This is a genomic window from Ramlibacter agri (genome assembly GCF_012927085.1).
Taxonomy (GTDB): Bacteria; Pseudomonadota; Gammaproteobacteria; order Burkholderiales; family Burkholderiaceae_C; genus Ramlibacter; species Ramlibacter agri.
Genome location: NZ_JABBFX010000001.1, coordinates 656088 through 681186 on the forward strand (window position 1 = coordinate 656088; position 25099 = coordinate 681186).

Here is a 25099-nt window from a genome sequence, read left to right on the forward strand (position 1 = left end):
GCTCAGGCCACCAGCGCCGTGCGAATCCGCTCATTCGACAGCGGCAGCTGCCTGACCCGCACCCCGCCCGCATCCGCGAGCGCATTCCCCAGCGCCGCCCCCATCGGCCCTTGCGCCGCCTCGCCGGTCCCCAGGAAAGGCGTGCCCGGGCGCGGGATGATGTGGACCTGCACCGACTGCGGCACGCGCGGGAAGCGCAGGATCGGGTAGCCGCCCCAGTCGCGCGACAGGATGCGCGTGCGGTCGAACTGCACTTCCTCGCCCAGCGTCCAGCTGCAGGACTGCACGATGCCGCCTTCCATCTGGTTCCGGATGCCGTCCGGGCTGGTGACCTCGCCGCTGTCGACGGCGGCCACCACGCGCAGGATGCGCAGCTCGCCGGTGTCGCGCCGCAGCTCCACTTCGCAGGCAATGGCCGCATAGGCGGCCAGGTTCTTGTAGCGCGCGAAGGCGAAGCCGCGGCCGCGGCCCGCGGTGCGTTGAAAGCGGTCCCAGCCGAACTGCTGCGCGGCGAGCTTGACGACGTCCTGCGCCCGCGGGTCGTCCAGGTGCTTGAGGCGGAAGGCGACCGGGTCGGTGCCGGCAGCGCGCGCCAGTTCGTCCATGAAGCTCTCGGTGGAGAAGACGTTCATGTACGCGCCCAGCCCGCGCAGCGCCGATGTGCGGATCGGCCCGTACTGCGGCAGGAAGTGGTGCGTCACCTTCAGGTTGGGGATGCGATACAGCGGGATCGCGTTGCGGTCGCCGGCGCCTTCGGGCTGCTGGCCCGGCTTCGGCGGCGACGGCGGGAAAGCCTTCTCGATGTGCTGGCCCGCCAGCAGGTCGCCGGCGGCGCCCGGCCGCGCGTTGTGCGTCTGGCTCCAGACCTCGTATTCCCAGGAGCTGATGGCGCCGCTGGCATCCAGCGCGGCGCGCGCGCCCGTCACCATCGCGGGCCCGTACGGTTCCCACATGTGCTCGTCTTCGCGCATCCACTGCACGCGCACCGGCTTGCCGGGCACTTGCTGCGCCAGCAGCGCGGCGTCGCCGGCGACGTCGTCGGCCGCGTTGTGGCCGTAGCAGCCCGAACCTTCCACGTGGATGCAGCGGATCTTCTCCGGCGGCTGCGCCAGCAGCTCCGCGAGCGCCTTGCGCAGCGGGAACACGCCCTGCGAATGCGTCCACACCGTCGTCATGCCGTCGTTCACCTGCGCCACCGCGCAGGAAGGCCCGATGGACCCGTGCAGCTGGAACGGCCGCACGTAGCCGGAGACGACCTGCTTGCCGCCGTCGGCGAAGGGCGTGCCCTGCTGCGCGATCACGATGTCCTGCTTGTTCGCCGCGAGCAGGTCGCGGTACAGCGTGGCCTGTGGTGGCAGCGTCTCGCTCTCGTCCCATTGCGCGGCCGCGGCCAGCGCCTTCCAGGCCGTCACGGCCTGCCATTCCTTCTGCGCGATCACGGCGACGAAGCGGCCGTCGCGCACCACCTTCAGCACGCCCGGCCGCTTCTCGATCGCGGCCGTGTCCAGCGCCTTCAGCTGCGCTCCGGGGCTGGGCGGCCGCAGCACGCGCGCGTGCACCATGCCGGGCAGGCGCAGGTCCTGCACATAGGCCACGCCGCCGGTCACCTTGGCCGGGATGTCCAGCCGCGGCAGGTTGTGGCCCATCACGTTGAACTTCGCCGGGGACCGCAGCGGGCTTTGCGGCTGCGCCTGCACGTGCAGCTCCTGGCCGGACACCAGCTCACCGTAGCCGACCTTGCGGCCGTCGGCGGCGATGACGGTGCCGTCGCGGATTTCCAACTGCTCCGCCGGCGTGCCGAGGCGTTGCGCGGCGAGGCCCAGGACGATGGCGCGCACCTGCGCCGCGGCGTTGCGGATGGCCGTGCCGCTGTCCTGCATCGAGTGGCTGCCGGCGGTGTAACCCTCGTCTGCCGTCTGCGCAGTGTCGGCGGTGACGATCGTGATGCGCGCCGGCTCGACGACGAGTTCTTCCGCCGCCACTTGCACCAGCGCCGTCTTGATGCCCTGGCCCAGTTCGGCCTTGCCGCTGAAGATGGTGACCTTGCCGTCGGCGGCGATGCGGATCCAGCCATCGAGGAAGGGCAGCTTGGCCAGGCTGCCCGGAAGCTTCGGCGGTTCCGCCTCCGCGGCCCAGCCCGCGGGCCGCAGGCCGAAAGCGACCACCAGCGCGCCACCGCCGGCCAGCACCTGGCGCCGCGTGAGGGTCGGGGATGGAGAACCTGCGCGCTCCGCACTCCGGTGTTCGCCCTTGGGGCGGCCCTGCAGGCTCATAGCGTGCCTCCCTTGCCGCCGTTCGCCTGCAGGCCGTCGGCCGCGCGCCGCACCGCCCGCAGGATGCGCATGTGCGTGCCGCAGCGGCACAGGTTGATGGCCATGTGCTCGCGGATCTGTTCATCGCTGGGCGCCGGGTTCTTCTCCAGCAGCGCCTGCGCGCGCATCACCATGCCGGCGATGCAGTAGCCGCATTGCGCCGCCTGCTCCTGCAGGAAGGCGCGCTGCAAGGCGCCGGGCTTGTCCACGGTGCCCAGGCCTTCGATGGTCTTCACCGGCCGCGTGCCGACGGCGGACAGCGGCGTGATGCAGGACAGCACTGCTTCGCCGCCCACCATCACGGTGCAGGCGCCGCACTGCCCAAGGCCGCAGCCGAATTTCGCGCCGTTCATTTGCAGGTCGTCGCGCAGCACGTACAGCAGCGGCGTCGCCGGCTCCGCATCGACCGCCTGGGCGCGGCCGTTCACCTGGATCTGGATCGTCATGGCTTCGGCGGCCGCGTGGCCGCGATGGATTGAGGCAGGTCCGCCCACGCCGGCTGGCCGGCCACGTTCTGCCGCAGCCAGCGGGCCAGCGTGGAGAGTTCATCTTCGCTCAAGTTGCCTTCGAACGGCGGCATCCAGCGGCCCGGCTTGCCGGGCGTGGGCTGGATGCCCTGCCGCATGATGCGCAGCAGGTTGCGCGCATCGGGCAGGTACAGCGCCACCGCCAGGGGCAGCCGCAGAGCGGCGTTGGACGACAGGCCGCGGCCGGCGTCGTGGCAGCTCGCGCAGTTGTCGGCGTAGAGGCGCGCGCCCGGGCTGTCGTCCAGCGCGAGCGGCGCCTGCGCCTTCTGCCGCACCGCCTGTTCGCGCGCCCGGCGTTCGGGGTCCACGGGCTGCATGCCGGCGGCGATGTAGGTGGCGATGGCCTGTGCATCGGCAGGGTCGGCCTGCGCGACGCTGCGCACCACGTCCTGCATCGGGCCTGCGGCCATTCCGTGTTCGGGGGCGAGGCCCGTGCGCAGGTAGGCCGCGAGCGTTTCTGCCGTCCACACCACCGGCGAGGGCGAGCGCTGGTTCAGGGCGGCCGCATGCCAGCCTTCGGCTTCGCCGCCGTCGAAGCGGCGCGCGAGGTCCTCGGCACCGAGGCGATTGCGTGGCGAATGGCAGGCGGAGCAGTGCGCGAGAGCGTCCACCACGTAGGCGCCGCGGTTCCACTCCGGGCTTTGCGTCGGCAGGTCCTTCTGCGGCCCGACCTCCAGGAACAGCAGGTTCCAGCCGGCGATGAGCGGGCGGAACTGCAGCGGGAACACCAGCTGGTTGGCCGGCGCGTTCCTGCGCACCGGCTCGCGCGTCATCAGGTACGCATAAAGCGAATGGATGTCGCCGTCGCGCATGCGCGTGAAGTGGTCGTAGGGGAAGGCCGGGTAGAGCAGGTGGCCGTCGCGCGCCACGCCTTCGCGCAGCGCCCGCAGGAAGGCGGCTTCGCTCCACTGGCCGATGCCGGTCTCCGCGTCGGGCGAGATGTTGGTCGAGAAGATGGTGCCGAAGGGCGTGGGCACGGCGCGGCTGCCGGCGAAGGGCGGGCCGTCCGCGCCCGTGTGGCAGCTGATGCAATTGCCCAAGGTCGCGACGCGCGCGCCGGCCTTGATGAGCGCGGGATCGAAGGTGCCGCGCGCCGGCGGCTGGATGGGGTCGATGGCCGGCTTCCACGCCAGCGCGAAGGCTGCCAGCGCCACCACCACCAGCACCGCAACCAGGCCGCGCAGTGCCCGACCGCCGGATCGTTTCGCCAAGCTTTGCTCCTCGCCCGCCAGGGCATGCCTGCGTAGCTTAGGTGCCGCTCGAGCGCTGCAGAGTCCGCTGCAACAAAACGTCAGAAAAAAAGGAGGCTCTGTCACAGAGCTGACTTGCACCTGACTCAGACTGCCGCGCTGCAGACACCAACCAAGAACAGGCAAGCAGATCATGACCCAAGCCAGCCCGCTTTCGCGCCGCGCCGTCCTCAAGGCCTTCTCCGGCGCGCCCCTCCTCCCCATCGCCACCACGCTCGGCGCGGTCGTGCCGCTGGCCGCCTGCGGCGGCGGTGACGATGCCGTCGCCACCCCGCCCGCCGCGCAGGCGCGCGAGTTCACCTCCGCCGAGTTCGTCGGCATGGCGGCGCCCACCGCCGCCCAGCCCACCGCGCTGGCCACCACCACCGTGGGCTCCAAGCTGAAGGTCAATTTCAGCGACAACAGCAGCCAGACCTTCGACCTCGCCTACCAGCCCTTCTTCCTCACCGGCGAGCAGGTGCCGGACGGCAACGGCGGCACCGTCATCGCCGGCGGCTACTACAACATCAACAACCAGCCGATCATCGACACCTCGGTGGCCGGCCGCGAGCGCCAGTACTTCTCCGATTCGCCGGACGGCACCTCGCTGCTGACCGTGGCTGGCGCCAAGGTCGCCGGCGTCAAGGGCAACGCGGTGTTCGCCGTGGTGCAGTTCGAATACAACACGGCCAACCAGGCCGGCGCCAGCACCTACGGCACGCTGCCCTCGCCGATCGCCGTGCTGACGCTGGACCAGGATCCCGCCACCGGCAAGCTCACGCTGGTGAAGTACCACAACGTCGACACCTCGGGCGTGAAGGGCCTGTGGATCACCTGCGGTGCCAGCCTGTCGCCCTGGGGCACGCACCTGTCCAGCGAAGAGTACGAGCCGGACGCGTTCGACCAGGGCCTCGGCGGCCAGTCGCTGGCCACGCTGAAGGCCTACAGCAAGAACACCTTCGGCGACGAGACCACGGCCAACCCGTACAACTACGGCCACCTGCCGGAAGTGACGGTCAAGACCGACGGCACCGCTTCGATCAGGAAGCACTACTGCCTGGGCCGCTACTCGCGCGAGCTGGTGCAAGTCATGCCCGACCAGCGCACCGTGATCGGCGGCGACGACTACACCAACGGCGGCCTGTTCATGTTCGTGGCCGACAAGGCCGGCGACCTGTCGGCCGGCACGCTGTACGTGGCCAAGTACACGACGCAGCTGACCGAGACCACCACCGGCAAGATCCAGTGGATCAACCTGGGCCACGCGACCAGCGCCGAGATCCAGGCGCTGGTGGACGGCGGCATCAAGGCGGCCGACATCATGGATTCGACGCTGACCGACCCGGCCGACGCGAGCTACACCAAGATCGTCCTGAACAAGAAGACCGCCTGGGTGCGCGTGAAGGCCGGCCAGGAGAAGGCCGCCGCCTTCCTGGAGACGCACCGCTACGCCGCGCTGAAGGGCGCCAGCATGGCCTTCACCAAGAACGAAGGCACCACGCTGAACAGCAAGGACAAGGTCGCCTACTCGGCCTACGCGAACATCCAGGACTCGATGGTCGAAGGCGGCTCGGGCTACGTCGCCGCCAACAACGTCAAGTTCAAGAAGCTGGTGGCCGGCGCCGTGGTCGCGCAGAAGCTGGCGGCCGGCCAGGTGGACAACGGCGGCAAGGCGATAGCCAGCGAATGGGTGCCGGCCGAATCCAGCCTGCTGATCGCGGGCGAGGACCTCGCCGCCGGCGACGCGCTGGGCAACACCGCCAACCCGGAGAAGATCGCGAGCCCGGACAACCTGAAGTTCTCGGAGAAGCTGCGCACGCTGTTCATCGGCGAGGACAGCGGCAACCACCTGAACAACTTCCTGTGGGCCTACAACATCGACACGAAGAAGTTGGCGCGCGTGCTGTCGTGCCCGGCGGGCGCCGAGTCGACCGGCCTGCATGCGGTCGACGAAGTCAACGGCTGGACCTACGTCATGAGCAACTTCCAGCACCCGGGCGACGAGTGGAACCGCTTCCCGGCGCTGGATGCCGCGCTGAAGGACAAGCTGAACGTGATCATCAACAACACGTACAACGGCAAGTTCAGCGCCGCCGTGGGTTACCTGACCGCCGACCTGCGGCCAGCGACGACCCAGGCCTGAGCGTCTTCCGTCCTTCTTCCCGCACGCCCCAGCGCGCCCCGCGCCTGGGGCGTTTTCGCGTCCGTGGCCGTAACGAGCCTGTCACATGCCGCGGCTAGCCTGCGCGCACAACGCAGTGACAACAGGAGAAGGGTAGATGAAGCGCCATTTCCAGCTGGCCGCGGGAGCATTGACTCTCTTGGCTCTGGCCGCCTGCGGCGGGAGGGACTACACCCTCGCGCCGGCGGCCACCGTGCAGCCCACCCGCACCATCATCATGGTGTGGGACGGACTGCGGCCCGATTCCGTGAACCCGACCGACACGCCCAACCTGTACGCGCTGCGGCAGACGGGCGTCAACTTCACGGACAACCATTCCACCTACCCGACGTTCACGATGATGAACGGCTCGGCGTTCGCGACGGGTTCCTTCCCGAAGACGAGCGGCTTCTACGGCAACACCTTCTGGACGCCGCCGCAGGGCAGCGGCAACACCATCCCGGCGGGCCAGGGCGCCAGCGGCGCGGCGCAGGGTTACGCGGACCCGGTGTTCACCGAGGACTACCAGGTCCTCAGCACCTTGAACGACTACTACGGCGGCCAGTTGCTGCTGGTGAAGACGCTGTTCGCCACCGCGCAGGCCGCGGGCCTGAGCACCGCCACCATCGGCAAGTCCGGCGCCGCCTACATCCAGGACCTGGGCCGCGGCGGCTACTTCCTGGACGAGAACACCGTGATGCCGCGCAGCCTGGTGGGCGAACTGCAGGCCGCCGGCATTCCGCTGCCGGTGAACACCACCAAGACCTACTCCGGCGCCGATGCCGTGACGCTGTCCGCCAACAACGGCGACCCGACGGCGCGCGCGGGCTACATCACCTTCAACACCACGGCCTACGACCCGGCCGGGCAGCTGACGGTCAGCGCCCGCGACTCCGCCGACAAGACGCAGGGCGCGCCGGAGAACGCGGCGAACCGCAACATGCTGGCCGCCTTCCTGCAGTACATCCTGCCGGTGAAGAAGCCGATGCTGTCGCTGATCTGGTTCCGCACGCCCGACAACGTCGAACACGGCTACGGCCCGGGCAGCGCCAACGCCATCGCCGGCCTGCGCTCGCAGGACGAGCGCCTCGGCGAGCTGATCGTGGCGCTGCACGCCAACCACATGGACGACACCAACATCGTGGTGGTGTCCGACCACGGCCACTCCACCGTCTCGGGCCCGCTCGCGCTGTACCCGCTGCGCGCGATCACGGCGTCGGCTACGGCGCCGAACGGCCCGGCGGTCAACGGCGCCACCAGCGGCACGAGCGCCGCGGCCATCGGCGCGGTGGCGGCCAACGGCTTCTCGTTCTCGGGCGATGTGCGTTCCGCCGACCTGCTGACCTATCGCGGCTTCCAGGCCTACGACGGCGCCGGCTGCAGCACTTCCGCGATGCTGGGCCTCAGCGCCGCCGGCGTGCCCACCGTGCCGGTCAAAGTGGATGCGAGCGGCGCCCTGTGCGGCGCGGCCAACACCAAGTACCAGGCAATCAGCGCCACGCTGCCCGCGCCGGTGGCCAGCTTCAAGGTGCCGGCCCCGGGCAAGGTGCCGGCCAACGGCATCGTCGTGGCCACCAATGGCGGCTCCGACTACTTCTACGTGCCAGGCCACGACGCCGCGACGGTGCGCAATCTCGTCAAGTTCCTGCAGCAGCGCCAGGAATACGGCGCGATCTTCGTCGACAGCCGCTACGGCGCCCTCCCCGGCACGCTGACCCTGAACCAGGTGAACCTGGAGAACGCCACGCGCAAGGACAAGGGCCAACCCGACGTGGTGGTGAGTTTCAGCTGGGACAGCACGGTGAGCGTCCAGGGCATGCCCGGCATCGAGTTCGAGAGCATCGGCGGCCAGCGCGGCATGCACGGCAGCTTCGGCATCAACGACGTGCACAACACGCTGATTGCCAACGGTCCGTCCTTCAAGGGCTCCGTCGCGATCGCCACGCCGACCGGCAACGTCGACGTCGCGCCCACCGTCGCCTGGCTGCTGGGCCTGTCCATGGACCAGGCCGACGGCCGCGTGATCGACGAAGCACTGGCCCAGCCCCGCAGCAGCGCCGCGCCCGCCGTGACCAGCAGCGTCGTGGCGCCTGCCAGCGCCGCCACCGGCCTGCGCTTCGAAGTGCCGAACGACCCGACCGGCGCCACGGCCGATGCCGCGCTCACGCAGGGCACTTACACCATCAACCTGGCGGTCAAGGACCTGACGGTGGGCGGCCGGACCTACCGCTACTTCGATTACGCGAAGGCGGTGCGCCAGTGAGGCTGGTTCGCGTTCCTGCGCTCGCGGCTGCGCTGCTGGCGACGGCTGCGGCGGCGGCTCCGGAGCGCGCGCTGCGCTTCGACGAAGCCTTCGCGGAAGCGCCGGTGTCGCTGCACTACCAGGCCGAGTACCAGGCGCGCGGCGCGTCCCACCAGCTCGAGGCCTGGGTGGACCGCGGCCTGCGCCTGAAGCGGGTGACCGACGGCCAGGTGGAAAGCTACGCGGTGCGCGCTTCGGCCCACGAGCCGGAATACCGCATGACGGTGCTGGACCTGCGGCGCCGCATCTCGACCCGCATCGACCGCAGCAACCTGTTTCGCATCGGCAGCTTCACCGACTGGTTCGAGCTGGCGCATGCGTTGCGCCATCCGCGCGGCGACTACCAGCTCGCCCGCGTCTCCGCACCGGCCGGCGCCGGCAAGCCGCTGGCCGCCTGCGACTGGTACCAGCTCACGCAGGAGGGCCGCGCGAGCAAGGTCTGCTGGAGCCAGGCCGCCGCGCTGCCGCTATCGATCGTGTCGGACGAGGGGCAGGAGGTCTGGCGCGTGACGCAGCTGCAGCGCGGCCCGGTGCGGGCCAGCGTGTTCGAGGTGCACGACCGGGACTTCGTGCGCAACGACGCCAACGGCGACATCGAGAAAGACTAGGGCTTCAGCTGTTTGAGAGGCCAGCTGCTGCTGGCCTTCACTTCCCCCAGCGAGAAGCTGGTGTGGATGTCCTTCACGTTCGGCAGGTTGATCAGCACCTCGCGGGCGAACTGCGAGAAGCTGTTCAGGTCGCTCGACACCACCTGCATCTCGAAGGTGCCGGCGCCGCTGATGTAGTGGCAGGACACGATCTCCGGGATCTTCTTGATCGCCTCTTCCATCGCCCGCGTGCTCTCGCCGGTGTTGCGGTCGGCATCCAGCCGCACGAAGGCCAGCACGCCCAGGCCGATGCGGTGCCGGTCGATCTCGGCGTGGTAGCCCTTGATGTAGCCCGCCTCCTCCAGCGCCCGCACGCGCCGCCAGCAGGGCGCGGCCGACAGGCCCACGCGCTGCGCCAGTTCGGCGTTGGTGAGGCGCGCGTCGGCTTGCAGCTCGTTCAGTATTTGGACGTCAAAGCGGTCGAGCTTTTCCATTTTTGGCCAGATTGAGAAAGATCCTTTCTCATCCTAGGCCATTTCGGGCACAAAAAGCAAAGACATATCGGCGAGTCGTCCCTACACTCGCTCCTCATGAACGCACCCCTGCCCGAACATATCCGCAAGGCGCTCGAAACCGTCACGCTCGATGACAAGTACTCGCTGGACTACGGCCGCGCCTTCATGAGCGGCGTGCAGGCCCTCGTGAAGCTGCCCATGCTGCAGCGCCAGCGCGACGCGCTGCAGGGCCGGAACACCGCCGGTTTCATCAGCGGCTACCGCGGCTCCCCGCTGGGCGGCTACGACCAGGCGCTGTGGAAGGCGCGCAAGTACCTGCAGGCGCAGAACATCGTGTTCCAGCCGGGCGTCAACGAGGAACTGGCCGCCACCGCCATCTGGGGCACGCAGCAACTGGGCTTCGCGCCGGCGGGCAGCAACAAGTTCGACGGCGTCTTCGGCATCTGGTACGGCAAGGGCCCGGGCGTCGACCGCTGTTCCGACGTCTTCAAGCACGCCAACATGGCGGGCACCACGCCCTGGGGCGGCGTGATCGCGGTGGCCGGCGACGACCACGTGGCCAAGAGTTCCACCGCCGCCCACCAGAGCGACCACATCTTCAAGGCCTGCGGCCTGCCGGTGTTCTTCCCTACCAACGTGCAGGAGATCCTGGACCTGGGCCTGCACGCCCTCGCCATGAGCCGCTACTCCGGCGTGTGGGCGGGCATGAAGACGATCCAGGAGATCGTCGAATCCAGCGCCACCGCCACGATCGACCCGGACCGCGTGCAGATCGTCGTCCCGACGGACTTCCCCATGCCGCCCGGCGGCGTGCATATCCGCTGGCCGGACCATGCGCTGGAACAGGAGGCGCGCCTGTTCGACTTCAAGTGGTACGCCGCGCTGGCCTACATCCGCGCCAACCGCCTGAACCACAACGTCATCGAAGGCCCCAACGACCGCTTCGGCCTCATCGCCAGCGGCAAGGCCTATAACGACACGCGCCAGGCCTTGCTGGACCTGGGCCTGGACGACGCCACGTGCCGCCAGCTGGGCATCCGCCTGCACAAGGTCGCCGTGGTCTGGCCGCTGGAAGCGCAGGGCACGCGCGAGTTCGCGCAGGGCCTGCGCGAGATCCTGGTGGTGGAGGAAAAGCGCCAGGTCATCGAATACCAGCTGAAGGAAGAACTCTATAACTGGCGCCCGGACGTGCGGCCCAACATCCTGGGCAAGTTCGACCAGGTGGAAGGCGACTACTCCGGCGGCGAATGGAGCATGCCCAACCCCTCGGCCAACACGCTGCTGCGCGCCAATGCGGACCTGTCGCCGGCGCTCATCGCCCGCGCCATCGCGCACCGCCTGAAGAAGCTGGGCATCCTCGAAGGCGACATCGGCGCCCGCGTCGAGTCGCAACTCGCCATCCTGCAGGCCAAGGAACAGGCGATGGCGGCGGTGGAAGTCAAGGGCGACCGCACGCCCTGGTTCTGCTCCGGCTGCCCGCACAACACGTCCACCGTGGTGCCGGAAGGCTCGCGCGCCATGGCCGGCATCGGCTGCCACTTCATGGCGACCTGGATGGACCGCGCCACCGTGGGCTTCACGCAGATGGGCGGCGAGGGCGTGCCCTGGGTCGGCCAGCAGCCTTTCAGCAACGAGAAGCACGTGTTCGCCAACCTGGGCGACGGCACCTACTTCCACAGCGGCCTGCTGGCGATCCGCCAGTCCATCGCGGCCGGCGTCAACATCACCTACAAGGTCCTGTACAACGACGCGGTGGCCATGACCGGCGGCCAGCCGGTCGGCGAGCGGCCCGAAGGCCACAGCCCGCTGCAGATCGCGCACAGCCTGGTGGCCGAAGGCGTCAGCAAGCTGGTGGTGGTGACCGACCAGCCCGCCAAGTACGACGGCGCGGCGCTGCCGCCGGACGTCACGGTGCACCACCGCGACGAGCTCGATCGCATCCAGCGCGAACTGCGCGAGATCGCCGGCACCACCGCCATCCTCTACGACCAGACCTGCGCCACCGAGAAGCGCCGCCGGCGCAAGCGCGGCACCATGGAAGACCCGGCCGTCCGCGTGATGATCAACGACCTGGTCTGCGAAGGCTGCGGCGATTGCAGCGTGCAGAGCAACTGCCTGTCGGTGGAGCCGCTGGAAACCGAGTTCGGCCGCAAGCGCACCATCAACCAGAGCACCTGCAACAAGGACACCAGCTGCCTCAAGGGCTTCTGCCCCAGCTTCGTCACGGTGGAAGGTGGCGCGCTGAAGAAGAAGGCGAAGCAGGAAGCGGCCTCGCCCTATGCGCTGGGCGAACTGCCGGAGCCGCGGCTGCCGGCCACCTCCGAGGCCTATGGCATCGTGGTCGCGGGTGTCGGCGGCACCGGCGTCATCACCATCGGCCAGCTGCTGGGGATGGCGGCGCACATCGAAGGCAAGGGCATCGTCACCCAGGATGCCGCCGGCCTGGCGCAAAAGGGCGGCGCCACGTGGAGCCACGTGCTGGTGGCCGATTCGCCGGAAGCGATCCGCACCACCCGCGTCAGCATGGCCGGCGCCGACCTCATCATCGGCTGCGATCCCATCGTCACCGGCGGCAAGGAAACGGTGCTGCGCATGCGGGCCGGCCGGACCCGGGTCGCCCTGAACGGCCACAGCGCGCCGACCGCCGCCTTCGTGAAGAACGCCAACTGGGCGAACCCGGCGGATGCCTGCGCGGCCGAAATCGGCAAGTCGGTCGGCGCCGAGCACCTGGCTGCCTTCAATGCCGACGCGGCCTCCACCAAGCTGATGGGCGACAGCATCTACACCAACCCGATGATGCTGGGCTTCGCCTGGCAGAAGGGCTGGGTGCCGCTGGGCCGCGACGCGCTGATGCGCGCGATCGAGCTCAATGGCGTGGCCGTCGACGCCAACAAGGCCGCCTTCGAATGGGGTCGCCATGCCGCCCACGACTGGAAGAAGGTCGAGTCGCTGCTGCAGCCGGCCCAGGTCGTCGAATTCAAGAAGCGCGAGACGCTGGAAAGCCTGGTCGCCCGCCGGGTCGAGTTCCTGACGGACTACCAGGACGCTGCCTATGCCCAGAGCTACCGCGAACTGGTGGAGCGGGTGCGGGTGGCCGAGGCGGCGCTGGGCAAGACGGCGCTGGCCGAGGCGGTGGCCCGCGGCCTGTTCAAGCTGATGGCATACAAGGACGAATACGAGGTTGCCCGCCTGCACACCCAGACCGGCTTCCGCGAAAAGGTGGCGGCGCAGTTCGAGGGCGATTTCAGGATCCACTACCACCTGGCCCCGCCGCTGTTGGCCAAGACCAACGATCGCGGCGAGCTGGTCAAGCGCAAGTTCGGCCCGGCCACCGTCCACCTGTTCCGGCTGCTGGCGAAGTTCAAGGGCCTGCGCGGCACCGCGCTGGACATCTTCGGCCGCACCGAGGAGCGCCGTGGCGAGCGGGCCCTGATCGCCCAATACCGGGCGACGGTGGAAGAACTGCTGCAGCGCCTGGACGCCGGCAACCACGCCCAGGCGCTGGCCATCGCCCGCCTGCCGGAGCAGGTCAAGGGCTATGGCCACGTCAAGGCCCGCAACCTGGCGGCCGTGCAGCCGCAGTGGGACGCCCTGATGCAGCAGTGGCGCGAGCCCGTGCGCCAGGCCGCCTGACTCGGCGCGGGGACAGCCCGCATACAATCCGGCTTCTCACCGTGGCGCAGCCCCCAGCGCGGCTGCGCCACGGGCGCACTTTCCCCGTTGACGGCCGACCGGCCCTGGAGACACCGTGTTCATTTCTTCCGCCTTCGCCCAAACGGCGCCGGCCGCCGCCGCAGGCAGCGACATGTTCGGCTCTTTCGGCCAGCTGCTGCCGCTGGTGCTGATGTTCGTGGTCCTGTATTTCGTCATGATCCGGCCCCAGATGAAGCGCCAGAAGGAGCACCGCTCCATGATCGACGCCCTGGCCAAGGGCGACGAGGTGGCCACCTCCGGCGGCCTGATCGGCAAGGTCACCAAGCTGGAAGACCAGTTCCTGAAGGTGGAGCTGGCGCCTGGCGTGGAAGTCCAGGTGCAGCGTTCCGCCGTGACCCAGGTGCTGCCGAAGGGCTCGCTCAAGTAGGTTCGGGGTTCGGCGTTGGGCGTTCAGCGAGCCTGAATTCCGCTCAACGCGCTACGCTCAACGCTCAACACATGAATCGTTATCCCCTCTGGAAGTACGCGATCATCGCGGTCGCGCTGCTGATCGGGGTGCTCTACACCCTGCCCAACTTCTTCGGCGAGGATCCGGCGGTGCAGGTCTCCCCCGCCAAGTCCACGGTGAAGATCGACGCCACCACCCAGCAGCGGGTGGAACAGGCGCTGGCCCAGGCCGGCATCCAGCCGCTGATGGTGGACCGCGACGCCAATTCGGTGAAGGCGCGCTTTGCCAACACCGACATCCAGCTGAAGGCCAAGGACGCCATCCAGCACGCCCTGGTCCCGGACACGAACGACGCCTCCTACGTGGTGGCGCTGAACCTGATCTCGGCCACCCCGAGCTGGCTGACCGCCCTGCGCGCCCAGCCCATGTACCTGGGCCTGGACCTGCGCGGCGGCGTGCACTTCATGCTGCAGGTGGACATGCAGGCGGCCCTGACCAAGAAGGCCGAGTCCTTCGCGGGCGACATCCGCACCGTGCTGCGCGACAAGAACGTGCGCCACGCCGGCATCTCCCGCACCGGCCAGGCCATCGATATCCAGTTCCGCGACGCCTCCGCCCTGCAAGCCGCCCGCGGCGTGCTGGCCGACCAGTTCCCGGACCTGGTGCTGGCCGAGACGGTGGCCGGCGACACCACCACGGTGCACGCCACGATCAAGCCCGAAGCCGCCCGCAAGGTGCAGGAACAGGCGTTGAAGCAGAACATGGTGACCCTGCACAACCGGATCAACGAACTGGGCGTGGCCGAGCCGGTGATCCAGCAGCAGGGGCTGGACCGCATCGTCGTGCAGCTGCCCGGCGTGCAGGACACCGCCAAGGCCAAGGACATCCTCGGCCGCACCGCCACCCTAGAAGTGCGAATGGTGGACGAGAGCACCGAGGGCCGCGCCGCGGAACTCGGCTCCGGCGCCGTGCCCTTTGGCTCCGAGCGCTTCCTGGACCGCGATGGCCGCGCCGTCATCGTGAGCCGCCAGGTCATCCTGACCGGCGAAAACCTCACCGACGCCCAGGCCGGCTTCGACAACCAGACCCAGGAAGCCGCGGTGCACCTGACGCTGGACGCCAAGGGCGCGCGGATCTTCCGCGACGTCACGCGCGAGAACGTCGGCAAGCGCATGGCCATCCTGCTGTTCGAAAAGGGCAAGGGCCAGGTCGTGACGGCGCCGGTGATCCGCAGCGAGATCGGCGGCGGCCGGGTGCAGATTTCCGGCCACATGAACACGGTGGAAGCCAACGACACCGCGCTGCTGCTGCGCGCCGGCTCGCTGGCCGCGCCCATGGAAATCATCGAGGAAATGACCATCGGCCCCAGCCTGGGCGCCGAGAACATCGCCAAGGGCTTCCACAGCGTCACCTGGGGCTTCGTCGCCATCGTGGTGTTCATGGCCATCTACTACCAGCTGTTCGGCCTGTTCTCCGGCCTGGCGCTGGCGGTCAACCTGCTGCTGCTGGTGGCGGTGCTGTCGATGCTGCAGGCGACCCTGACGCTGCCCGGCATGGCCGCCATGGCCCTGGCGCTGGGCATGGCCATCGACTCCAACGTGCTGATCAACGAACGGGTGCGGGAGGAGCTGCGCAACGGCAGCTCGCCGCAGGCGGCCATCCACGCCGGCTACGACCGCGCCTGGGCGACCATCCTGGACTCGAACGTCACCACCCTGATCGCCGGCATTGCCCTGCTGGCTTTCGGCACCGGTCCGGTCCGCGGCTTCGCGGTCGTGCACTGCATCGGCATCCTGACATCGATGTTCTCCGCCGTGTTCTTCTCGCGCGGCGTGGTGAACTTCTGGTACGGCCGGAAGAAGAAGTTGAAGTCGGTATCTATTGGTACCGTCTGGCGGCCTGGCGCGGATGGCGCTATAAAGGCTGAGTAGAAGAAACTCGCCCGTCCCGAGAGGGGCGGGCGAAGAACTGGGGAGGCCGGCGGCGGACCCCCCTGATCAAAGGAAAAGGCAGTGGAGTTCTTCAAGATCCGGCGGGACATTCCCTTCATGGAGAACGCGTTGATCTTCAACGTGGTCTCGCTGATCACCTTCCTCGCCGCGGTGTTCTTCCTCGTGACGCGGGGTCTGCACCTGTCGGTCGAATTCACCGGCGGTACGGTCATGCAGGTGACCTATTCGCAGCCGGCCGACGTCGAAGCGGTGCGCCGCGCCGTCTCCGGCCTCGGTTACCACGACGTGCAGGTCCAGAACATCGGGACCGCCCGCGACCTGCTGATCCGGCTGCCGGCGCAGAAAGGCGTGAGTTCCGCGCAACAGAGCGACGCCGCGCTGGCCGCCCTGAAGGCGGTCGATGCCAGCGTCGTCCTGAAGAGCGCGCAGTTCGTCGGCCCGCAGGTCGGCGAGGAGCTGGTCTCCAACGGCCTGAAGGCGCTGGCGTCGGTGGTGATCGGCATCATGATCTACCTGGCGGTGCGCTTCGAGTGGAAGTTCGCCGTGGCGGCGATCATCGCCAACCTGCACGACGTGGTGATCATCCTGGGCTTCTTCGCCTTCTTCCAGTGGGAGTTCTCGCTGGCGGTGCTGGCGGCCGTGCTGGCGGTGCTGGGCTATTCGGTCAACGAGTCGGTCGTCATCTTCGACCGGATCCGCGAGAACTTCCGCAAGTACCGCAAGCTGACCACGGTGCAGACGATCGACAACGCGATCACGTCGACGATCAGCCGGACGATCATCACCCACGGCTGCACGCAGATCATGGTGCTGTCGATGCTGCTGTTCGGCGGCGCGACGCTGCACTACTTCGCGCTGGCGCTGACCATCGGCATCTGCTTCGGCATCTACTCCTCGGTGTTCGTGGCCGCGGCCATCGCCATGTGGCTGGGCATCAAGCGCGAAGACCTGGTGAAGCACGGCGGCGGCAAGCGCGAGACCGACCCCAACGACCCCAACGCGGGCGCGACGGTTTGAGGACCGCCTGATGCCGACCACCCTCACCCCCGCCGCGACGCCCCTGGCCCGGCAGGCGCGTGAGCGGTTCGTCGCGCACATGGAGGGCGTGCTGCCCGGTTTGTGCGACGACATCCGCACGGCGCTGTCCGAGCAGATGTCCAACGCCACCTCCAGCCGCGACATGCACCAGCGCCGCGACGCGCTGGTCGATTTCGAGCGGGAAGCGGCCAAGTGGGCCGAATCGGCGGCGCGCGCCTGGCGCCGCGCCGTCATTCCGGCCACCGCCACCAGCCGCGTGCGCATGCAGCTGGCGGCGCTGGAGCTGATCGGCGACGACGTCGTCGAGAACAAGATCCTGTCCTCGCGGCTCGCCATGGCCGTGTCGGAAAAGGCGGTCTGGGACCTCAACGACCTGATGGCCCGCATCCACCACCTGGAAGGCGGCGACGAGCTGGCAAGCGAGGACGTGCTCCGGCCGGAGGCCTTGTCGCAGCTGTTGGTGGAGCAGTGGATGGCCTGCAAACTGCCGCGCGACACCTGGACCGCGGTCAAGGACACCATCGCCGGCAAGATCGTGCCGCGGGCGGTGGAAGGCTATCGCCAGGCCAATGAATTCCTGGTCGACCGCGGCGTGCTGCCGGAGATCGACCTCACCTCGCGCGTGAAGCGTCCGCCGGCCACGCCGGGGCGCGGCGGCGCGGCCGGCACGGGCGCGGCGGCCGATGGCGGCGCTGGCGGCACCGCCGGTGCCGGTGGCGGTGGTGGTGGGGCTGGCCACGGAGGTGGCGGCGGTGCGGCCTCGGCTTTTGCCCCGCCCGGCGGCTACGGCGGTGGCGGTGGCGCCGGCGGACCTGGCGGGTCTGGTGGCTACGGCGGCGGGCCCGGTGGCCCGGGCGGTGAGCCTGGTGCGGCAATGGCCGGCGGCCCGAGTGGCGGCTACGGCGGCGGCGCTTATGGCGGTGGCAACGGTGGCAGCTATGGCCCGGGCGGCGCTGCGGCCTCGACTTTCGGCGTCGGTCCCGCCACGCGCGGGCCCGGCGGCATGGGCATGGACGGCGGCGCGACCGGCCAGACGCCGCTGGCTCGGGCCAAGGCGCGCGCCACCGGCGTGCTGGGCCAGCTGCGCCGGCTCCTGAGCGAACGCGTGGCCGGCTTCGATGCCGCGCAGCAGGGCGGCATGCGCCCGAGCGCCGGCCTGATGGATGCCGTCACGGCGCATGCCACGCAGGTGCAGACCCAGGTGCAGACGCGCGTGGCCGAAGCCGCGCAGTCGGCCGGCGACATCGTCATCTTCGACGACGCCGCCGTCGCCCAGGTGGCGCTGGACCTGCGCAGCCGCACCCAGGACCTGAAGAACAAGGCCGCCACCTCGAACGAGAAGGCGACCATCGAGATCGTGGCCCTGATGTTCCAGAGCATCCTGGCCGAGGAGCGCATCCCGCCGGCGGTGCGCGTCTGGTTCGCGCGGCTGCAGATGCCCGTGCTGCGGGTGGCGCTGGCCGAACCCGAGTTCTTCGGCTCGCTGGAACACCCGGCGCGCCAGCTGATCGACCGCATGGGTTCCTGCGTGCTCGGCTTCGACGCCGCCGCCATCGGCGGCAGCGAGCTGGAGCAGGAGATCAAGCGCATCGTGCAGGTGATCGAGCAGTACCCCGAGACCGGCCGCCGCGTGTTCCAGCTGGTCTACGACGAATTCCAGAAGTTCCTCTCGCGCTTCCTCACGCAGAAGGGCCCCACGCAGAAGCTGGTGAGCGTGGCGCAGCAGGTGGAGCAGAAGGAAACGATGGCGATCCAGTACACCATCGAGCTGCGCAAGATGCTCAGCGACGTGCCGGTGCGCGAGGAGATCCGCGAGTTCCTGTTCAAGGTCTGGGCCGAGGTGCTGGCCGTGGCCGCCGTCAAGAACGGCCCGCAGAACGACGAGACGCTGGCGCTGAAGAAGTCCGCGTCCGACCTGGTGTGGGCGGCTTCGGCCAAGCCGAACCGCAACGACCGCGCCAAGGTGATCCAGGAACTGCCGGATCTGCTGGCGCGCCTGCGCCGCGGCATGACCTTGCTGGGCGTGCAGCCCAACGACCAGGAAACGCACATCAAGGTGATCGGCGACACGCTGGCCGACGCCTTCATGTCCAAGACCGAAGCCATCCCGCACGCGCGCATCGAGGAGATGACCAAGCGGCTGGCGAACCTGGAAGACTTCGTCTCCGACGACGACGCCGGCGAACTGCCGCTGGACCAGGAAAGCATCGAGTTGATGCTGGGCATCGACGCCTCGATGATCGAAGTGATCAGCTCCGGCGGCTCGCAGCCGGGCGCGGCCATGATGTCCTGGGCCAACGAACTGCAGCTGGGCACCTGGTTCACGCTGGACCACAACGGCCGCATGACCCAGGTGCAGTACGCCTGGGCCAGCGAACGCCGCCAGCTCCACCTGTTCGCGGCCAGCGACGGCCACTGCTACCTGATGCCGGTGCGGCGCCTGGCCGCCTACCTGCAGGCGGCCCTGCTGGTGCCGAACGAAGAGGAAGCGCTGACGGTGCGCGCCACGCGCGATGCGCTGGCGAAGCTGGATGCGAATCCGGAGCGGCTGTTGCAGTAAGGCTGTCCGCCTTTTCAGTGCGCGACGCGGTCCTCCGAGTCGTCGCAAAGCTCGTCGAGGATCAGCGCATCCGGCTCGTGGCCGAAGCGCCAGTAGACCATCAGCACGATGATCTTCAGCGCGTCCAGCTGCACCGGAGCGGGCGCGGCCATCGCGCGGTCGAGGACGATCTCGCGCAGCGCGGGCGGCAGCACGCCGGAACTTTCGAGGAAGCTGACGAAGCCCAGGCACTGCGCGCCCAGGTGGTCCTGCTCGGCCACCGAGTACACGCGCATCGCGGCGTCGCTCGGCGCGGGCTTCCATTCGGCTTCGGTTTCCTGCGGCAGGCAGATGGTCTGCGCCGCGATATTGAGACCATCGAGCCAGACCAGCGCCTCGTGGATCTCATCGGGTTCGAAGCCATGGGCGCTGAGCTTGCGCTCCAGAGCGTGGAGCTCGGGGCAGGCATCGCCGCGCCAGTAGTTTTCGTAAACGAACACCAGCACTTCAAGCATGAACCCCAATATAGCCGGAAACCGTTGCAGCTCGGCAAGGGGCTTTCCAATAACCGTTGCTCGCGTGCGTCGATCAGGCGCTCGCGACGCGCTGGAACAGGCCCCCCGGCAAACGCGCCACGTGGCCCGCGAGTTCCAGTTCGAGCAGCTGTGCCTGCAGCTTCGGCGCCGGGATGCCCGTGCGCGCGATCAGCGCATCCAGCGTCACCGGGTCGAAGCCCATGGCTTCGAGCAGCGGATCGGGTTCGCCTTCGGGCGCTTCCGCCATCGCGGCCGCCGGCGTGCGCGGGGCGAGCCGCAATTCCTCCAGCACGTCCTGTGCGCTCTCCACCAGCTTGGCGCCTTCGCGCAGCAGGGCATGGCAGCCGCGGGCCTGGGGTGAATGGATCGAGCCCGGGATGGCGAACACTTCCTTGCCCTGTTCCACCGCCATGCGCGCGGTGATCAGCGAACCGGACTGCAGCGCGGCCTCCACCACCAGCGTGCCCTGGCTGAGGCCGGCGATCAGGCGGTTGCGGCGCGGGAAGTTGTCCTGCCGCGGCGGCGTGCCGAGCGGATATTCGCTCAGGAGCGTGCCGCTGTCCGCGATGCGGTGGGCGAGTTCGTGGTGCTGCCGCGGATAGACGCGGTCCAGGCCGGTGCCGACCACCGCAATCGTTGCGAGCACGCCGGCGGGCGCGCCTTCCAGCGCGCCTTCATGGGCGGCGCCGTCCACGCCCAGCGCGAGGCCCGACACCACGGTCAGCCCCGCTTCGGACAGGCTGCGGGCGAAGCGGCGCGCGTTCTGCAGGCCTTGCGCTGTGGGGTTGCGGCTGCCGACGATGGCGATGGCGGGCCGCATTGCCGAGAGCGGCAGGCCCTGCCGGTACAGCAGCAGCGGCGGGTCGGCCATCTGCAGCAGCGAAGCGGGATAGTCGGGGTCGGCCAGCGTGACGATCGCGCGCCGTCCGGTGTCCTGCTGCAGCCATCGCCAGGTGTCTTCGAGCTGCGGCTCGAAGCGCTCCGGCGCGGCCAGCAGCGCCTGGGCGGCGCTGCGTTCGACAACTTGGGAGAGGGTGGCGACGTCCTGGGCGAGGATGGCGCCGGGCAGGCCGAAGCCCTTGAGGAGCCGGCGCCCGGCGGCGCTGCCCAGGCCGGGAGTCAGCGCGAGGCGCAGCCAGGCTGCGAGTTCCTCGCGCTCCATCGCGCTACTTCGGCGAGGTGAACCGGTCGCCGACCTGCACGACGTCGGTGATGTGCAGGATCAGCGCATACGACAGGTGGTCGAAGGTGCGGAACACCATCATCAGGCCGTTGCGCTCGTCCGGCAGCTGCACGTGGACGATCTCGCCGCGCTGCGAGCGGTCCTTGATGGCGGCGCCGGCCTTCTGGATCGCCAGCACCACGCCAGGCTCCATGCCTTCGGCGGTACCGCGGTTGATGGCCACCACCTGGTTCTGGCCCGCCAGCGCGACGGCATCGCCGTACACCGAGACGATGGTGCCATCCACCGGCGTCGACGGCGCGCGCGGCACGTAGCTCATGATCTGGCGCGGTGGTTCCGGCACCAGGCGGTCGCCGATGCGGATTTCTTCGCGGGCCCGGGTGATGTCCACCGTGGCCGGGACGGGCGTGTTCACCACGCCGCCGCTGGCCGTGCGGATCGGCTGCACGCTTTCGCTGCGCACCAGTTCGGCGGCGCCCAGGTAGGCGGCTTCGTAGCCCAGGATGGCATTGGTGACCGGGTCGCGCAGTGGCTTGGCTTCGCGGAACACGCGGAACTGGTCGATCACGCGCGGATCGCTTTCCACCAGCGGGGTGCCGGCGCGGCCCATTGCGTAGGCGCGGTCGCCGCGGGTCAGCAGCACGCGCTCCTCGGGGCCGGCCACGAAGCGCGGGGCCAGGTCCATCTCGCCGTCGTTGACGATGATCGCTTCGTTCAGGAAGGGTTCGATCGCCTGCGGCGACAGGGTCGGGATGCCGAGGTCAGCCTGGGAATTGAAGCGCACGCGCGGCGAGACGCGCACCGTCTCCAGCGGCGCCTGCGGCGGGATCGGGCCGGCGCGCAGGCGCGCCATGCCGCCGACCTTTTCCAGGTAAAGCACCTGCCCGGGGTAGATCCGGTGCGGGTTGTGGATCTCCTGCATGTTCATGCCCCACAGCTCGGGCCAGCGCCACGGGCGCAGGAGGTACAGGCCGGAGATCGCCCACAGAGTGTCACCGCGCTTGACGGTGTAGCTGTCGGGTGCCTTGGGCGACAGTTCCGACAGCGGAATACCGCTTTGCGCCACCACTTCAGCGGTGTTCCGCTGCTGGGGCGTGATGGGAAAATTCTGGGCATTGGCCGCGGTGGTGACCACGGCGACGCAGGCCAGTGCAATGGCGGCGCAGGCCGCAAGGCCTCCCGTAGCCGCGCCAAAAGCTGCCTTGGTTGGAGCCATCTCGTTTTCGTCCGCTCTTGACAAGTTACGAACGATTCTGGGCTCAAGTCCTTGATTTACGCAATGTTTATTGCCTTTGTAGCCTGTCGGTGGGGGCAAAAGTGGCGAAAATAGCGACAACGCCCCCATCTACCGCGCATGGCCCTGCTCCCCATCCTCGTCTATCCCGATCCCCGGCTGCACACCGTCGCCAAGCCCGTCGCCGCCGTCGACGACCGCATCCGCGCGCTGGTGAAGGACATGCTGGAAACCATGTACGACGCCAATGGCATCGGGCTGGCCGCCACGCAGGTGGACGTGCATGAGCGCCTGATCGTCATCGACACCTCCGAGGAGCGCGACGAGCCCATGGTGCTGATCAACCCCGAGCTGACCTGGGCCAGCGAGGAGGTGCAGGTGGGCGACGAGGGCTGCCTGTCGGTGCCCGGCATCTACGACGGCGTGGAACGCTCCAGCGCGATCCGGGTCCAAGCGCTGGACGAACACGGCCAGTCCCGGGAAATCGCGGCCGAGGGGCTGCTGGCGGTCTGCATCCAGCACGAGATGGACCACCTGCGCGGCAAGGTGTTCGTCGAGTACCTGTCGCCGCTGAAACGCAACCGCATCAAGACCAAGATGCTCAAGGCCCGCCGCGAGACGACCGAGCGCGTCTAGGTCCCTGAAGGAGACCTTCGTGCGCCTGCCTGCCTTGCCCGTCCTGGGCCTGTCCGTGCTGCTTGCGGCCTGCGCCGCCAACCCCTGGAACGTCGCCGACATCCCGCCGGGCTCCACCAAGGCGGACGTGCTGGCCCGCGCCGGACAGCCGGCGCGCACCTATCCGCGGCCCGAGGGCGGCGAGCGCCTGCTGTACACGATGCAGCCGATGGGGCGCTATGTCTTCGTGGCGGACCTCGACGCCAGCGGCCGCGTGGTCGATTCCGGCCAGATGCTGACCGAGGCCAACCTGCAGAAGATCCAGCCCGGCAAGTGGACGACGAAAGACGTCGAATATGATTTCGGCCCGCCAGCGACGATCGACCGCGTCGCCTCCTGGAACGGTCCGGTCTGGACCTATCGCTGGCGCGCCACCGACACCGACATGTTCTACTGGATCTACTTCACGCCTGAAGGCGTGGTGGCCCGCGCGCATCCCGGCATGGAGATGATCAACGCGCCCAACGATCGCGCCTCCCGGTGATGCGGGTCGCTTTCGCCGGCACGCCGGAATTCGCCCGCGCCGCCCTCGAGCGGCTGCCCGCGGCCGGCTTCACCGTTCCCCTTGTCCTGACCCAGCCGGACCGGCCGGCCGGCCGCGGCATGAAGCTGCAGCCCTCGCCGGTGAAGCAGTTCGCGCTGGAGCGCGCCATCCCGGTGGCCCAGCCGCGCAGCCTGCGCCTGGATGGCAAGTTCCCCGACGAAGCGGCCGCCGCGCGTGACGCGCTCCTCGAAGCCCGGCCCGACGTGCTGGTGGTCGCCGCCTACGGCCTGATCCTGCCGCAATGGGTGCTGGACCTGCCCCGCCTGGGCTGCCTGAACATCCACGCTTCGCTGCTGCCCCGCTGGCGCGGCGCCGCGCCGATCCACCGCGCCATCGAGGCCGGCGATGCGGAAACCGGCGTCACCATCATGCAGATGGACGCGGGCCTGGACACCGGCGACATGCTGCTGGAAGAGCGCCAGCCCATCGCGCCCGACGACACCACGGCCAGCTTGCACGACAAGCTGGCGGCGCTGGGCGGCCGGCTGATCGTCGAGGCGCTGGAACTCGCGGCCTGCGGCGGCTTCCAGCCGGTCAAGCAGCCCGAACAGGGCGTGACCTACGCCCACAAGATCGAGAAGGCGGAAGCGGCCGTGGACTGGTCGCTGCCGGCCGACGCCATCGAGCGCCGCATCCGCGCTTTCGATCCTTTCCCGGGCGCCGCCGGCCAGTTGCGCGGCGAGACCGTCAAGCTGTGGAAGGCCCGCGCGGTGATGCGCGGGCGCGGCAGCGTGGAGCCGGGTACCATCGTCGCGCTCGACGAGCACGGCGTCGGCGTGGCCTGCGGGGAAGGCCGGCTGGAGCTCACGGAACTGCAGCGCCCCGGCGGCAAGCGCCTGGCCGCGGCCGACTTCCTGCGCGGTTTCCCGCTGGAGCCGGGCGAGCGCTTCACGCCCTGATCGATGTTCTTCCTGCCTTCCATCCACCGGCATCCGCAGTTTCGCCAGGGCATGCGCTCGATCGCCTCGGTCGCACCGGGCATCGCCGCCTGGGGCCTGATGACCGGCGTGGCCATGGTCCGCTCCGGCATGAGCGTGACCGAAGCCGTCGCCATGACCATGCTGGTGTACGCGGGAAGTTCGCAGCTGGCCGCCATCCCGCTGATCGTGGCCGGCGCGCCGGCCTGGGTGATCTGGGCCACCGGCTTCTGCGTGAACCTCCGCTTCGTCGTGTTCAGCCTGCACCTGCGCGACTACCTGATGCACCTGCCGCGCTGGCGGCGGCTCATCAACGGCTTCCTGACCGCGGACATGACCTATGCGGTCTTCACCCGCCAGTTTCCCGAGCCCGCGACCGACGCTGAAGGCCGGCTGGCCCAGGAAGCCAACCTGGCGGGCAGCTATTTCCTGACCTGGACAGCCTGGTGCGGCGCCAGCCTGGTCGGCGTCGGCCTGGGCAACCTGATCCCCAGCGCCTGGGGGCTGGGCTTTGCCGGCGTGCTGTGCCTGCTGGGCGTGCTGTGTTCGCTGGCCAACACGCCGCTGCGCCTGCTGGCGCTGGTGGTCGCCGGCGTGGCCGCGGTGGCCGCTTATGCCTTGCCGCTGAAGCTGAACATCATCACGGCCATCGCGGTGGCGGTGATTGCCTGCTTCTGGCTTGAAGGGCGCATGCCCAAGTCGCTCAAGGAGCAGGCGGCGTGAGCCCCGCACGGCCGCCCGAAGGG

The 25099-nt window shown here is 69.2% G+C and carries 19 protein-coding genes; 12 read left to right on the top strand and 7 right to left on the bottom strand.

From position 1 onward, the window contains the following. Positions 1-2: 2 nt before the first annotated feature. The 3 genes from HHL11_RS03180 to HHL11_RS03190 are packed head-to-tail and all read right to left on the bottom strand — an operon-like array spanning position 3 to position 4050. Positions 3-2273 carry a xanthine dehydrogenase family protein molybdopterin-binding subunit gene (locus HHL11_RS03180; protein ID WP_169416992.1) on the bottom strand — a complete coding sequence of 757 codons (2271 nt, stop codon included), beginning with the start codon at positions 2271-2273 and terminating at the stop codon, positions 3-5. Next, on the bottom strand, positions 2270-2758 hold the full coding sequence (locus HHL11_RS03185; protein WP_169416993.1) for a (2Fe-2S)-binding protein: 489 nt from the start codon (positions 2756-2758) through the stop codon (positions 2270-2272). The genes HHL11_RS03180 and HHL11_RS03185 overlap by 4 nt, the downstream gene beginning before the upstream one ends. Continuing rightward, on the bottom strand, positions 2755-4050 hold the full coding sequence (locus HHL11_RS03190) for a c-type cytochrome (protein WP_169416994.1): 1296 nt from the start codon (positions 4048-4050) through the stop codon (positions 2755-2757). Before HHL11_RS03190 ends, HHL11_RS03185 begins: the two co-directional genes overlap by 4 nt. Before the next feature lie 172 nt (positions 4051-4222). On the opposite strand from HHL11_RS03190, the gene HHL11_RS03195 reads away from it, so the two are divergent. From HHL11_RS03195 to HHL11_RS03205, 3 genes are all read left to right on the top strand, one after another. Then, complete coding sequence (locus HHL11_RS03195; protein ID WP_169416995.1) at positions 4223-6211, top strand: PhoX family protein; 1989 nt, start codon at positions 4223-4225, stop codon at positions 6209-6211. Positions 6212-6347: 136 nt separating this feature from the next. Continuing rightward, positions 6348-8492 carry an alkaline phosphatase family protein gene (locus HHL11_RS03200; RefSeq protein ID WP_169416996.1) on the top strand — a complete coding sequence of 715 codons (2145 nt, stop codon included), beginning with the start codon at positions 6348-6350 and terminating at the stop codon, positions 8490-8492. Continuing rightward, complete coding sequence (locus HHL11_RS03205; protein WP_169416997.1) at positions 8489-9139, top strand: hypothetical protein; 651 nt, start codon at positions 8489-8491, stop codon at positions 9137-9139. Before HHL11_RS03200 ends, HHL11_RS03205 begins: the two co-directional genes overlap by 4 nt. Here the strand turns inward: HHL11_RS03205 and HHL11_RS03210 are convergent. Beyond that, the gene (locus tag HHL11_RS03210) at positions 9136-9612 is read right to left on the bottom strand and encodes an Lrp/AsnC family transcriptional regulator (protein WP_169416998.1); all 477 of its coding nucleotides are present in this window, start codon (positions 9610-9612) and stop codon (positions 9136-9138) included. The two genes, HHL11_RS03205 and HHL11_RS03210, sit on opposite strands and share 4 nt — an antisense overlap. Before the next feature lie 96 nt (positions 9613-9708). Between HHL11_RS03210 and HHL11_RS03215 the strand changes: the two genes are divergently transcribed. The 5 genes from HHL11_RS03215 to HHL11_RS03235 all read left to right on the top strand — a co-directional run bounded on the left by HHL11_RS03215 (position 9709) and on the right by HHL11_RS03235 (position 19285). Continuing rightward, complete coding sequence (locus HHL11_RS03215) at positions 9709-13266, top strand: indolepyruvate ferredoxin oxidoreductase family protein (RefSeq protein WP_169416999.1); 3558 nt, start codon at positions 9709-9711, stop codon at positions 13264-13266. 115 nt (positions 13267-13381) lie between these two features. Further along, a complete protein-coding gene (gene yajC, locus HHL11_RS03220; RefSeq protein WP_169417000.1) occupies positions 13382-13714 on the top strand; it encodes a preprotein translocase subunit YajC in 333 nt (110 codons plus the stop codon). A 71-nt stretch (positions 13715-13785) separates the two neighbouring features. Beyond that, on the top strand, positions 13786-15666 hold the full coding sequence (gene secD, locus HHL11_RS03225) for a protein translocase subunit SecD (RefSeq protein ID WP_169417001.1): 1881 nt from the start codon (positions 13786-13788) through the stop codon (positions 15664-15666). 81 nt (positions 15667-15747) lie between these two features. Continuing rightward, complete coding sequence (gene secF, locus HHL11_RS03230; protein WP_169417002.1) at positions 15748-16704, top strand: protein translocase subunit SecF; 957 nt, start codon at positions 15748-15750, stop codon at positions 16702-16704. 10 nt (positions 16705-16714) lie between these two features. Beyond that, on the top strand, positions 16715-19285 hold the full coding sequence (locus HHL11_RS03235) for a DUF1631 family protein (RefSeq protein ID WP_169417003.1): 2571 nt from the start codon (positions 16715-16717) through the stop codon (positions 19283-19285). 14 nt (positions 19286-19299) lie between these two features. Here the strand turns inward: HHL11_RS03235 and HHL11_RS03240 are convergent, their stop codons facing one another. From HHL11_RS03240 to HHL11_RS03250, 3 genes are all read right to left on the bottom strand, one after another. Then, the gene (locus HHL11_RS03240; RefSeq protein ID WP_169417004.1) at positions 19300-19779 is read right to left on the bottom strand and encodes a Smg family protein; all 480 of its coding nucleotides are present in this window, start codon (positions 19777-19779) and stop codon (positions 19300-19302) included. A 73-nt stretch (positions 19780-19852) separates the two neighbouring features. Beyond that, the gene (gene dprA / locus HHL11_RS03245; RefSeq protein ID WP_169417005.1) at positions 19853-20962 is read right to left on the bottom strand and encodes a DNA-processing protein DprA; all 1110 of its coding nucleotides are present in this window, start codon (positions 20960-20962) and stop codon (positions 19853-19855) included. A gap of 4 nt (positions 20963-20966) precedes the next feature. Further along, on the bottom strand, positions 20967-22199 hold the full coding sequence (locus tag HHL11_RS03250; protein WP_169417006.1) for a LysM peptidoglycan-binding domain-containing protein: 1233 nt from the start codon (positions 22197-22199) through the stop codon (positions 20967-20969). A gap of 138 nt (positions 22200-22337) precedes the next feature. Between HHL11_RS03250 and def the strand changes: the two genes are divergently transcribed. The 4 genes from def to HHL11_RS03270 are packed head-to-tail and all read left to right on the top strand — an operon-like array spanning position 22338 to position 25076. After that, on the top strand, positions 22338-22853 hold the full coding sequence (gene def / locus HHL11_RS03255; protein WP_169417007.1) for a peptide deformylase: 516 nt from the start codon (positions 22338-22340) through the stop codon (positions 22851-22853). A 19-nt stretch (positions 22854-22872) separates the two neighbouring features. Beyond that, on the top strand, positions 22873-23376 hold the full coding sequence (locus tag HHL11_RS03260; protein ID WP_169417008.1) for a hypothetical protein: 504 nt from the start codon (positions 22873-22875) through the stop codon (positions 23374-23376). Next, on the top strand, positions 23376-24335 hold the full coding sequence (gene fmt / locus HHL11_RS03265) for a methionyl-tRNA formyltransferase (RefSeq protein WP_169417009.1): 960 nt from the start codon (positions 23376-23378) through the stop codon (positions 24333-24335). Before HHL11_RS03260 ends, fmt begins: the two co-directional genes overlap by 1 nt. Positions 24336-24338: 3 nt before the next feature. Next, positions 24339-25076: an AzlC family ABC transporter permease gene (locus HHL11_RS03270; RefSeq protein ID WP_169417010.1), complete on the top strand. Its 738-nt coding sequence runs from the start codon at positions 24339-24341 to the stop codon at positions 25074-25076. The last annotated feature ends 23 nt before the right edge of the window (positions 25077-25099 follow it).